The organism is Niveispirillum lacus (assembly GCF_002251795.1).
GTDB classification, from domain to species: Bacteria; Pseudomonadota; Alphaproteobacteria; order Azospirillales; family Azospirillaceae; genus Niveispirillum; species Niveispirillum lacus.
Map to the genome: position 1 here is coordinate 1 of NZ_NOXU01000005.1, position 11219 is coordinate 11219.

At 55.3% G+C, this 11219-nt stretch carries 10 protein-coding genes; 5 read left to right on the top strand and 5 right to left on the bottom strand.

Annotated elements, in window-relative coordinates; translation table 11 throughout:
- The coding region (locus CHU95_RS00075; protein WP_207762319.1) for a replication protein RepA at positions 1–896 on the top strand (896 nt) is incomplete at its 5' end.
- A 627-nt stretch (positions 897–1523) separates the two neighbouring features.
- Here CHU95_RS00075 and CHU95_RS00080 read toward each other — a convergent pair.
- Both CHU95_RS00080 and CHU95_RS00085 read right to left on the bottom strand, forming a co-directional pair.
- Entirely contained in the window at positions 1524–3419 is a 1896-nt protein-coding gene (locus tag CHU95_RS00080; RefSeq protein ID WP_207762320.1) for a type IV secretory system conjugative DNA transfer family protein, read from the bottom strand.
- Positions 3416–3718: a hypothetical protein gene (locus CHU95_RS00085; RefSeq protein ID WP_094452492.1), complete on the bottom strand. Its 303-nt coding sequence runs from the start codon at positions 3716–3718 to the stop codon at positions 3416–3418. The genes CHU95_RS00080 and CHU95_RS00085 overlap by 4 nt, the downstream gene beginning before the upstream one ends.
- 289 nt (positions 3719–4007) lie before the next feature.
- On the opposite strand from CHU95_RS00085, the gene CHU95_RS00090 reads away from it, so the two are divergent.
- Together CHU95_RS00090 and CHU95_RS00095 are read left to right on the top strand one after the other, a co-directional pair.
- On the top strand, positions 4008–4319 hold the full coding sequence (locus CHU95_RS00090; protein WP_094452494.1) for a plasmid mobilization protein: 312 nt from the start codon (positions 4008–4010) through the stop codon (positions 4317–4319).
- Positions 4316–6226, top strand: a complete 1911-nt coding sequence (locus tag CHU95_RS00095) for a relaxase/mobilization nuclease domain-containing protein (RefSeq protein ID WP_094452496.1) — start codon at positions 4316–4318, stop codon at positions 6224–6226. Before CHU95_RS00090 ends, CHU95_RS00095 begins: the two co-directional genes overlap by 4 nt.
- Before the next feature lie 230 nt (positions 6227–6456).
- Here CHU95_RS00095 and CHU95_RS00100 read toward each other — a convergent pair whose 3' ends face one another.
- The 3 genes from CHU95_RS00100 to CHU95_RS23165 all read right to left on the bottom strand — a co-directional run bounded on the left by CHU95_RS00100 (position 6457) and on the right by CHU95_RS23165 (position 9105).
- Entirely contained in the window at positions 6457–8250 is a 1794-nt protein-coding gene (locus tag CHU95_RS00100) for a GIY-YIG nuclease family protein (protein ID WP_094452498.1), read from the bottom strand.
- Between the two features lie 116 nt (positions 8251–8366).
- On the bottom strand, positions 8367–8807 hold the full coding sequence (locus tag CHU95_RS00105; protein WP_094452500.1) for a DUF29 domain-containing protein: 441 nt from the start codon (positions 8805–8807) through the stop codon (positions 8367–8369).
- Positions 8808–8838: 31 nt separating this feature from the next.
- On the bottom strand, positions 8839–9105 hold the full coding sequence (locus CHU95_RS23165; protein ID WP_094452502.1) for a YgiT-type zinc finger protein: 267 nt from the start codon (positions 9103–9105) through the stop codon (positions 8839–8841).
- A gap of 1083 nt (positions 9106–10188) precedes the next feature.
- Here CHU95_RS23165 and parA point away from each other — a divergent pair.
- Positions 10189–10818, top strand: coding sequence for a ParA family partition ATPase (gene parA, locus CHU95_RS00115; protein ID WP_094452504.1), 630 nt, complete (start codon positions 10189–10191; stop codon positions 10816–10818).
- Positions 10815–11051, top strand: coding sequence for a hypothetical protein (locus CHU95_RS00120; protein WP_094452505.1), 237 nt, complete (start codon positions 10815–10817; stop codon positions 11049–11051). Before parA ends, CHU95_RS00120 begins: the two co-directional genes overlap by 4 nt.
- Positions 11052–11219 lie beyond the last annotated feature (168 nt).

An 11219-nucleotide genomic window follows, 5' to 3' on the forward strand; every position in this document is an offset into this window, starting at 1 on the left:
GAAAGGACGATGCTCTAGTTTTGTCCGCGCAGAACGAGAAGCTGTTGGATGCTGCGACAGAGATTATCGCCACCCCTCCCACTGGCGGCGATATGGCATTCACTCACACGGTGTTATGCCAAGTTGGATTGCCGCGTTCCAAGGTCGAGGGGCGGGAGTTCCTGCGTCAATCAGGAGCTACCTGGATTAACATTCAGGCCGGTGTTCTGGACGAAGGTCATGGGCCTGTGTTGCAGCCAATACCTTATGGGGTGATGCCCCGCTTGGCGTTGGCGTGGGTTTCAACGTTCGCTATGCGAAACGATACCCCCGTGATTCCTCTCGGAGATAGTGCGGCAGAATTCCTTCGTCTTATGGGAATGGATGATCAGGGGGCGCGGTATACGACCCTGCGTCGGCAGATGCACGCCCTGGCTGCCTGCCGTTTACAGATGGGGTACAAGGGGCGGAATGTTCCAAACATGAGTCCGATCAGGCAGTTTGATGCCTGGGTCTCCAACAAAGACGAGCACCAGCGGGCGCTATGGCCCGGCACCATGACATTATCCACTGAGTATTTCTCGGAACTGAAAGATAGCGCCGTCCCGCTCGACAATAGGGCGTTACTTGCCCTTAAAGGTTCGGCACTGGCTCTAGATATATATTGCTGGCTCGCTCACCGATTACACCGCATTCAAGGGCGTGGTGTTACACTGTACTGGACTAATCTGCGTGAGCAGTTTGCCCAGGAGTATAGGGGAAAAGACCCGGATAAGGATTTTAAGAAGGAGTTTCTACCTGCGCTTAAAAAGGTAATGGCCGTTTACCCGCAAGCGAAGGTGAAGCCCGTAACCGGCGGGGTTCTGTTGCTGGGTTCTCCGCCGCCGATCCCCTACAAGGGCGGTCCCGGAGTTTAGCTAAACTCCGTTAGATCGCCCCCCTTTGTGAGGGCTACAGGGGCGCTTACCGGGAGCGAGATCGTCAGGGCTTCAGCTTCACGTTCGGCGAATACAAGTGGAGCTTCTCCAAGCGCCATGCCGGCGACAGCATGGTTGTTCGCCAAATGTGCTTGCATTCCATTGCATGCAAGCGGTGGAACCTATCGTGAATGCAGCCATGCTTCCCCTACAGTTCAGGACGTCGGGGGCCGATTAGGAGGTCGGGGAAAAGTCTGATGAGAACGAAGCTTTATCCACGTTAGATCGCCCCCCTTTGTTCGTTAGATCGCCCCCCCTGAGAATCGGATTCTCTCCGTTAGATCGCCCCCCCTTTGTTCGTTAGATCGCCCCCCCCCTAAACCTTTAAGATTCTACCTTTAAATTATTCCTATAATTCTGCCGGTAGTTAGTCAGAGCCGACCTGTGGAGAAAATCTAGGAATACTCAGTCACCCGCTCACCATGCTCACCAACAGCCATGCAAAGCCAGGAACAAGGCTAGGAGCGGTCATATGTCGATTGTCCTGCCCTGTCGGGTCTGAAGGACACCGGATTTATGCTCGCCAGGAGGCAGAGAAACCGCCTCCTGGCGCTTCATCCTACAGCCTCAGTGATACGGGTTCTGGTCGAACTGACTAGAGAAGCCGGGATCATTGAGGTAATTGAGCCGATCCAGCAGATAGGGCCGTTCGCCGGTCAGGAACACCAGCGGCTTTGCCGGCCCCAGGCGCATGACCTCATCCGGCGTCAGCAGCGCCCGGCCCGTGAACTGTTCGTTGTTCGATTTGGACGAGGCTTTCATGAACTGCCGTGACGTGCCCTCGGTTTCGTATACGACCGTGGCACTGCCCAGGCTGTCGCTGATGTATTTGGCCGTGTCGAAATCGGCGGTTCCGAAAAACTGCTTTGCGGCATTGGCTGTGAAGGTCTGCCACTTGGGATAAACGCCCCGTAGCTGGCTTATGTCCTGCACGAAAATCCAGAACGAGATGCCATAGCCGCGCACCAGGCTAATCGCGTCCTCAATCATCGACATGCGCCCGAGCTGGGCGAACTCGTCCAAGAAGAACGCCACGTTGTGGGCTGGCTTCCTGGCATCTGCCGTCAGGGCAGCCAGGGCCGAGCCGATCAAGCCGCGCATGAACCGCTTGTTCTGTTCCAGGCGGTTCGGCGGGATGACCACATAGACTGTCACCGGCCCGGCCTTCAGGTCGGCAAAATCGAAGCTGGACCGGGCAGCGGCTTCCACGATCCGGGGATCATCCAGAAAGGCGGTATGCCGCCGGGCGGTGGAAAGGATGCTGCCCCGCTCCCGATCCCCAGTGGACATGAGGGAGTTTGCAGCCCGCGCCGGGACGCCGTAGGCCGTGCCAGGGTCTGCCACCATGTCCGCCATGACGGCCAGGAAAGACGGTTCATCCAGCGTCAGGAGCCGCCGGACCTCGCCTATATGACGCCGGGACGGATCGGGCAGCCCTGCGACGTGCAGAAGCAAGCCCTGGATGAGGTTATGGGCGGTTTCGTCGAAGTGCGCCCCCTCGCCCCCGGAGGGGACGACAAGGCATTCAGCAAGGTTCGCAGCCTCGCCTACACAGTCGGGATGCGTGACGTTGAGCCGATCCAGCCAGTTGAAGGCGTCACGGGCCGGGCCGGTGACGCCGAACGGATCGAGGACAAAGACCTTATGGCCCTGTTCGGCCCTGCGGCGGGCTGTGACAGCGTAGTTTTCGCCCTTGATGTCGAGAACCACCGCCGACCCAGGATAGGCCAGGAGGTTCGGAATCACGGCCCCTATGCCCTTGCCCGCTCCGGTGGGTGCGCAGGTCAGGACGTGGCCCGTGTGCAGGAAGGGCTTGCCGGACAGCCGCCCCAGCATGAAACCCGATTGCGGGCGGGGTGGAATGTGCCCGGCCCCGCTGGCATCGGCCAGGGTGCCCCAGCCCGCCGAGCCGTGCAGGGGGTTATTCTTGCTGACTTCCAGGCCATCGGTTCCCATGGGACCGGTTGACGGCTGCCCCCCGCCACGTTTGGCAAGATTGAAGGCAAATCCCCTGTCAGCAAGGGACAGGATCGACCCAGCGGCAAACAGCGCGCCCAGAGGGTAGCTGATCCATGCAGGCAGCAGGAAAGCGATGATGAAGGCCCCCACGGCGACCGTCACCATAGCGGCCAGGATGGCAGGCCCTTCCAGCTTCAACAGCGGGGGCTTGCCCTTGATGCCTGTTACCAGCGGCGGAATGACGGCAAGAGCGAGGACGCCGCCGACCATGAGCGGGGCCAGATACTTGACCGCCGCCGGGGCTATGACGTGAATGACCCAGACGAAAAGGGCCAGGACAAAAGTAGCGGCAGGCGCGCGGATCAAGGCCCGCTGACGCACTGTCTTCTTCTTCACGAAAAACAGTGTCGCCAGGAACACCATAATGGTCCAGGCAAAGACCTCTGTGATGTTTCCCAGCCGTGTCCCAAAGTCACCGAAATAGCTTGCCGTCTCGTGCATCATAAACCGCCTTCTGCCTTGTCATCTGTCTTGCGCGCGGTCTGGCGGCGTTTGCGCGCCGTGCCGCTCGCCTTCTTCTTTTCGGAATAGTATTGGCGCAGGGTGGAGGCGCTGATTTTGCAGCCGCTTTCTTCCAGCAGCTTGGCGATTTCCTCATAGGAATAGCCCTTATCGATGGCGTCCGTGATCTTGTTATAGAGCGCATCAACAACGGCCATCATGCCGCGCGGAGATTTGGCTTTCGGTTCCAGTGCATCCAGTGCGCTGGCTGCCTTGGAAATGGCATCATTCGTCGTGGTCATGTCGCGGTTTCTCCATGCAGGTTACGTGTAAAAATCCTTATCAAAACTCGTGTCACGACGCCACAGCTTCAAAAACCTGCCTGTCCGTGGTATCATCACTTTCAGCGCATAGACCTTGTGAAGCGTTTTGGTTTGGTCGGTTTAGCGGGATAGGAGCAAGCAATGCCTAGAGTTAACCGCGCGGTGGCGGTTCTCTCTAGGCGCTTGCCGGGGGAAAGCCCCCTGGACCCCCGCCGACCTATCCCGTTCGCTTCGCTCATGGGGATAGGTCGGCTAAGGAAAAGGACAGATGAGCAGCGGCAGCGAAACCCGGAAGCGTCCCCACATTCTCCCCATCCGTCTATCGGATGAGGAACGGGAGACGCTTGCCGCTCGCGCCCAGGCTGCCAACCGGAGCGTTGCGGGCTATGTCCGCGCCGTGGCGCTTGAACAGTCGCCCCGCACCCGTGACACCATGGCGCTGATAGCCGCCCTGTCCCGCGTCGGGAACAACCTGAACCAGCTTGCCAAGCAGGCGAACAGGACCGGCCACGTTGAAGCGGCGGAAGCCCTGAAACCGGTTCTTGCCGACCTGCGCGCGATTATGGAAGGGCTGGCATGATAAGCGGCGTCAGCCACGGCAACGGCTTCAAGGGGGCCGTCGCCTATGTCACCGATAAGGAAGACGCCAGGGTATTGGACCTGCGCGGCGTGTTCTCCGAACGCACCGCCGCAACCGAGATGCGCGCGGTAGCGGCGCAGTCCGAGCGCGTCCAGAAGCCGGTTTATCACCGTTGGTTCCGGGTGGCGGAAGGGGAGAACCTGACAGACGCGCAGTGGCTTTCTGTGGTCGATAAGGCAGAGCAGGCGCTAGGGCTGGACGGACACCAGCGCGTTGTCGTTCAACATGGCGATGACCATGTGCATGTCGTATGGAACCGGGTGAATCCAGAGACATACAAAGCGCAGAAAGTTTCACACGATTTTGCCAAGTGTGAACAGGTCTGCCGACAGGCCGAAATCGACTATGGCTTGCAGGCGGTTCCCGGCCATCATTCATGGAAGCAGGCAGGGGCAGAACAGGCCCCAGCCGCACGGCAGGCGACCACCGGTGAGCAGTGGAACGAGGACCGGACAGGCCGGGAGCCGTTCGCCCGGATCGTGGCGGACGTGGCGGCAGAGGCGTTCAAGACAGCCAAGTCGTGGGACGATCTGGCCGACCGGCTGCAACGCGGCGGCCTCACCCTGCAGCCTTATCGACAGGGGCTTGTGGTGACGGACGGCAGCGAGCGCGCTGCCGTCTCTGCCGTCACCGGCAACGAGTGGACGCGGGGCAAGCTGGAAAAGCGGTTCGGCCAGACGTGGGCCGACTACCAGGCCGGGCAGGACCGTCCCGGACAGGCCGGACAGCGTGACCCCCAGCCCACGGCCAGCGTCCGCAGCCGCCCCGACAACCAGGCCCGAGAGGATGCGGCTTGGATGCGGGAGCAGTACGAGCGTTTCCGGGCTGAGTGGCTGCGCCAGACGCGCCAATCCCGGCAGGCCGAGGTGACCAGCCAGAGCGCCGCCGCGTGGAGCCTGGAGCGCAGCATTCGGGCCAAGGAGGCGGAAGCCCGCCGCCAGGAAGCCCAGCGCCGCAAGGCCCTGGCCCGCGCCGTCGCCGGGCGGTTTGGCGGGTCTATGCTGTATGGGATGATCGACAGCCGCTATGAGCGGCGACGGCGGGAAGACTATGCCAAGGCCGCAGCCAGGTGGCAGCAGACCAAGGCCCAGATACAGGCGATCCCGCGCCACCAGGCCCCGGACTTTCGCACCTGGCTGAAATCACAAGCCACCCTCGGCAACGTGGTGGCCAGCCGCCATTTGCAGCGCATGGATGGGCTGGCCATCGCCCCGACGCCGGCACAGCAGGCCCGTCCGGTCCCCTTCCAGCAGGCCGCCCAGGCCGCGCGACCGCCTGCCAGCCCGGCCCGACCGATGGACCCGGCACCGGCGGCCGAGCGGCCGACCGATGGAGCTATCGAGGCGGAATGGAAAGCCCTGGTGGCCGAGCGCACCGCCGATCTACGCCAGCAGGCCCAGAAGCGGCTTGCGGTGGTCGAAAAGGAATGGTCGGCAGCAGACCGCTATTCCGACGAGGTGAAGCGGCAGCAGCCCAGGGAGCCGGAGGGCATGGCGCGGTTTGTGCCCGGTGCCACGGCCCGCTATGAGGCGGCCCGGCAGTCCTGGCACGAGGCAGCCGCCGCCGCTGAGAAGGCGCGGCGGGACGCCTTGCACGAGGTCAACCAGCTTAAGGAGTTCCTGGGGGAAGGCTATGTCAGCAAGGACGCTGAAACCGTCCATATGCGGGCACGGAAGGACGTTGCGGCACAGCGCCCGGATCTAGCGCAGCGGATGGAACAGATCCACGAGCGCCAGAAGGCCGAGCAGATGCAGGCCATAGAGCAGCGCCGACAGGAGGCTTTAGAGCGGTTCCAGCAGAAGCGGGACCAGGAGAGGGGGCAGGGGCCGAAGGGGTGGAGCCGTTAAGCCGACTCGAGTCCTTGTATGCGATCCAGAGCTTTTACCGCCAAGGTAACTGCATCAACTAATTTTTCGTGATCGCCGGCAGTCTGCTCCGCAGCTGCACGAAGGAAGGCAGCTACCATCCCCGGTGTGGTCAGGTGATCAAGTACAAACTTTACATTAGTTTCCATTAAAGTCCCCTATCCTCGTTCAGTTTGCCTATCAATAGAATAGGATAATTATAAAATATAAACTCAACAGTCAATCACATTGTCGGACCGCGTGGCTATGAAACTAACACTATGAGTGTGTGAGCCAGCGGCGATATAACTTGGCTGTTGTTTAATGCTATCTATTAAATACATACCTATGGTCTTACCATTTAAGGACATAAATTGATCCGATAAATCCTTAGTACGCTCTCCAGGTTTTCCAACAAATTTAATTTCTACTTTAATTGAATTTTCAATTCCATTGTGCTTAGTAGCAGATAGAATTCCAATAGGATGATCTAAAACATCAGGAACCTCGTTCATTGGAATAATTTGGATACGTGTTGTTTCGTTTAACAATTTGATTATATCATGCGGAATAATATAACGAAAGGACAGGTTAGGTTTCTGTGGGCCGTCAAATTTCCTTGACCGCCACTGTTCAATAATTTTAGCCCATATTTTCGGATGCTCTTGGAGTTGATAAGAATACTGACTTGTATCATAGAAACGAGAATCATAACATTTGTTATGATTAATCGCATCTTCCTCTGACTGAACAGTACGGTCCCAGCTATAAATTTTAAAAGTTATGAAAGATGCAAGCCATTTATTTCCATCTTTTACTATTACTTCTGATATTTTATCAAAATCAGCAATAACTATATATTGCATGTCATTGCAAAGATCAATTTTTCCAGATATTGACACTGCCCAATCTTGCAACATTTTCATATTTCTCTCGGGAACAACGAGATTTCTAGAGGCTTTTAACTTCTTAGTAAGACTATCCTCTCGGTTCTCATTTGAGCGTACTCTTGTGAGAAGTTCTTCAGCTCCTTCAAGAATCTCTTTGGGCTTATGGTATATGGCTATGAAACCGGTAGTATGATTAAGTGCATGGTCTGGGGAGCGCACAGGCACTACATCCCAAACTACAAATTCATCATGGCTGCCGGTCTTGATAATCTCAAAAGCAGCTGAATCGCCCGTTACGGACGCACCAAACATGCATTTACTCATCTCGCCGTAAAAATCATGAGAGTGTAAGTTTCCGCCACGGAAGACAAGATTGTGGTTAATAACCTCTTGAAACCTATTAAATAAAATACCCCATCTGTCCATATTATTCAAATGGCAAAGTGTTGTAAAGCCCCTCATCACATACCAGTCAGGTACCCATTTCAACAAAAATGCTCTTTCATCATCGGTGACCCGACGCCAGTGACCAACTTTATGATCTATATTTCTACGAACTGCTGGCATAGAAATGCGAAGTTTTTTTGCTGCTCGATAATAAGACGAGAACAGCCTCTCGCCATCCGTGAATGCATCAAGCATTCCTGCCAGCTTCCGTTCAGCTTCAAGGTCGCCCTCAGGAAGCACCTGCTCAGTGATAATCTCGCTGGCAACAGCGTAACGGTGTGTCGTGTTGTGAGGATCGGCAATACGCTTCAGCAGTGCTTCAAGCCGAATGTCTAGTGCTTCAGCGGCCTTGTTAATGCCAGGGTAGAAAACGCCATCTACGATTACAGGTGCTGCTTGCTCACCACCTGCATGAGAGTTGAGGCCGAATTCACCAGTGTAAGCCCCAGTTTCCTCAATCCAGAACTGCTCTTTCAAATTAAGTTCATACTGTGAGTAGGCTTGATCTACCTCAGTGACTTCAAAAGCATTTTCACCATACTCCATAATGGCACGAGACATCTTGCTCGTACCTTCTGCAGCTCTCTTTACGTGCTGAATCCACCTAGAAGTAATAGTTAAAGTGGTCTGTCCGATGTAGATATGCCCTGTTTCAGGTATCCGAGCCATGTAAATGTAACCACGAAACATGATAATCCCCTTTTTATACTCTAAAAACCAATCCCATCGTGCAAACGTCGCCAATTATAGAACCATATAAGGCGAATGAACGATGTAGTGATTACAGGAAAGTTCATACACACCGCTCAGTGCTGATCCGGCCAGAACCCTGCATCCATGATCTGGTCGAAGGACCAGGGGCATTCAGCCGGGAAGGTCTCTTCAGATATCGACGTTTCGCGCGCAGCCGCAATAATGGCGACGCCATAGGCGTTTTCCATGGTCTCGGAAAGGCGAGACTTGAGACTTGGGTTGTCGGACAGGTGGTCAGCAACCTCTCGACGTTGTTCCTTGATCGTTAACTGCCACGAAACACAGCGACCAGCGGGCTGAAACTGCCATTTCAGCAAGTGCATAAGCAGAACCTTAAGGCGGCTAATGAGTTCACGCTTTTCGGTCTTACCCATGCTCTCGATTTCCTCGGCGATATGTTCGATGTCTGCCGCCGACAGCTTGCCAGCCCGCAGCAGTGCCGCCTGTTCATTGGCCCAGGCGTAGAAATCCGTTTCATAGAGATTTCCGCTCATGTTGCGCCTCCACACTTCGAAACCATGGGGATCATTGCACATCCTCTAAGGCAGCTTTTCTAATGCTGCAGCGGTAGGGGGGAGAGGCCCCCGTCGCCATTGTCTTCAATTCACGAAGGGCTATATCTGCCGCTTCATTATCAGCCCCTTCAAGTATGCCGTCCTCGCAATCGGCGCAATGCCAGCCGGGTTGCTGATAGGTCAGGGAATGACCAGCCAGGCGGAGCGTTTCGGCTTCGGTTCCTCTCGACATCCTCCCGCCACAGGAAGGGCAGGGTCTGGTCGGATTCATTGTCATGTACCTGGCTCCATCTGTGATGGGCTGCCGAGCCCCTTCCCTGACGGCAGCAGCATAGGCTATTTGTGGCAGCCACCATAGTTTGGCAACAGCGCACTTCCTTGGCAGGTCGCTTGCTCGTCAGCACCGTCCTAGGCAGGCGTCTGACGCCACGCCCCATTGGTTGCGTTTTTGCGCCCCGCGCTGTTTTTCCATAACGCCCAATCTCGCGCGCACGACACGCAGGGGTGGAGGAAGTGACCGGGCCGGGGGGCGGCTACACCGCGCCGCGCCGGCATGCTCGATCGGTAATTATATTACCATTTTTGATAAGATTTTGCAGTTTCGATTATCCGCCTAATAGAGGGATCGTCCTTACGCTTAAGGACCTGGCTCAAAGCTGCATCGTCACGGCTGATCAGTACACCCGCCGGGCCATCGGGATGGGTTCTGAGTGGCTACCACCTACCTTCCCTGTGTCTTGGCGGGCAGGGGGAGAGGCAATTGATTGCATTTAATGACCTTATATGCCGAACAAATAATAACTACATAATAAAAAATGGGCGGTTTCTTCTGAATATCATCGCTAAAGTACTTTAGCTCCAAGGCGGGCCTATGAAATAAATTTTAAGCAAGTATTGATATATGTCGTATTATATGTTAATATAGTGTAAATAAATATTTTACAGAAAGGAGGTTAAGATGAAAAAAATTAAATCAAAAATATATAATTTCAAAAAACGCATGATTTCTCAGTTAGCGTTCTTCGTTTTTAGATTTCTCTTCGAGCATCATGTTTGTATTTATAATTTATTTATAGATATAATAAATACTGCATCCATGTGAATCTATGTTTATCATTTAATTCACTGCCAATCATGAAAGCAAGGGCTCCCTAATCTATCAAGGTGCCTTTGCTTCTGGCGTATGCTCCCAGAAAACTGGAACTCTTCAAGGGCATGTCCGCATAACGTTCGCGTAAGTCTGACAATATGCTCACTTTCGTGTCGTGATCCCAGCAGATGTCTCGGTCGCAATTGCGCTTGTACGGTTTTGTAATTAATCGTAAAATTACATAAGCGTATAATCATAAAGGATGGCTTCATGATCGTTGGCCTTTTGAACCAGAAGGGCGGCGTTGGCAAAACCACCCTCAGCGTAAACCTAGCCGCAAGTTTGGCGCGGAATGGGACGCGGGTGTTGCTGATCGACGCTGACCCCCAAGGCAGTGCTTTGGATTGGGCGGCTGCTCGTAATGAGGAGCCATTGTTTTCCGTGGTTGGATTGCCCAGGGCGACCATCCACAAAGAGATCACCCAGATCGGGCAAGGCTATGACCACATCGTCATCGACGGCCCCCCACGGGTCACCGACCTTGCTCGCTCGGCGATAATGGCCGCTGACGTAGTGTTGATCCCGGTGCAGCCATCTCCTTACGACATTTGGGCAGCGGACGAGGTTGTGAAGCTCATTGGGGAGGCTCGTGTCTATAAGGAAAATCTTAAAGCCGCTTTTCTGGTTAATCGTAAAATCGCAAACACAGCAATTGGTCGAGACGTTGGAGAAGCCCTTGCGGCTTATCGGGTGCCCGTCCTGACCGCCAGCGTTACGCAGCGTGTTGTGTTTGCGGAAGCGGCTGCCCAAGGTTTAGCCGTACATGAGGTTGATGAGAAAGGCTCTGCAGCAGTCGAGATTGAGGCCGTGGTGGCCGAGCTATTGGAGTTGATGCAATGAGCACGAAGAAGGTCCAGATCGGGGCCAAGCCGACCAGCAAAGCCACTCCTACAATTGTTGATGCATGGGTGGACAGCAGGAGCAACGGTGATGAACCTGAGCAAATGAAGCGTCTCACTATCGACGTGCCCGAGAGCTTGCACAGGGCCATTAAGACATCATGCGCAATGCGGGGAACGAAGATCGCTGACGAAGTGCGCGAGATACTTTTACAGAAATACGGAAATCAGTAAAATCGTATTTAAGATTTTAGCGGCTAAAATGGGGCGTGATGCATGGGCCAGAAGCGCGAACAAGAGCCAATACAGGCGGGGGCCTTGGTAGGCGTGAGGGCTCCTACGGTGTCATCTGTGAAGCCGAGAAAGGACGATGCTCTAGTTTTGTCCGCGCAGAACGAGAAG

Excerpts from the sequence above, each read along its gene's own strand:
- CHU95_RS00080 (WP_207762320.1), bottom strand. The coding sequence starts at position 3,419 with ATGATGCACGAGACGGCAAGCTATTTCGGTGACTTTGGGACACGGCTG.
- CHU95_RS00085 (WP_094452492.1), bottom strand. The coding sequence starts at position 3,718 with ATGACCACGACGAATGATGCCATTTCCAAGGCAGCCAGCGCACTGGAT.
- CHU95_RS00090 (WP_094452494.1), top strand. The coding sequence starts at position 4,008 with ATGAGCAGCGGCAGCGAAACCCGGAAGCGTCCCCACATTCTCCCCATC.
- CHU95_RS00095 (WP_094452496.1), top strand. The coding sequence starts at position 4,316 with ATGATAAGCGGCGTCAGCCACGGCAACGGCTTCAAGGGGGCCGTCGCC.
- CHU95_RS00100 (WP_094452498.1), bottom strand. The coding sequence starts at position 8,250 with ATGTTTCGTGGTTACATTTACATGGCTCGGATACCTGAAACAGGGCAT.
- CHU95_RS00105 (WP_094452500.1), bottom strand. The coding sequence starts at position 8,807 with ATGAGCGGAAATCTCTATGAAACGGATTTCTACGCCTGGGCCAATGAA.
- CHU95_RS23165 (WP_094452502.1), bottom strand. The coding sequence starts at position 9,105 with ATGACAATGAATCCGACCAGACCCTGCCCTTCCTGTGGCGGGAGGATG.
- parA (WP_094452504.1), top strand. The coding sequence starts at position 10,189 with ATGATCGTTGGCCTTTTGAACCAGAAGGGCGGCGTTGGCAAAACCACC.
- CHU95_RS00120 (WP_094452505.1), top strand. The coding sequence starts at position 10,815 with ATGAGCACGAAGAAGGTCCAGATCGGGGCCAAGCCGACCAGCAAAGCC.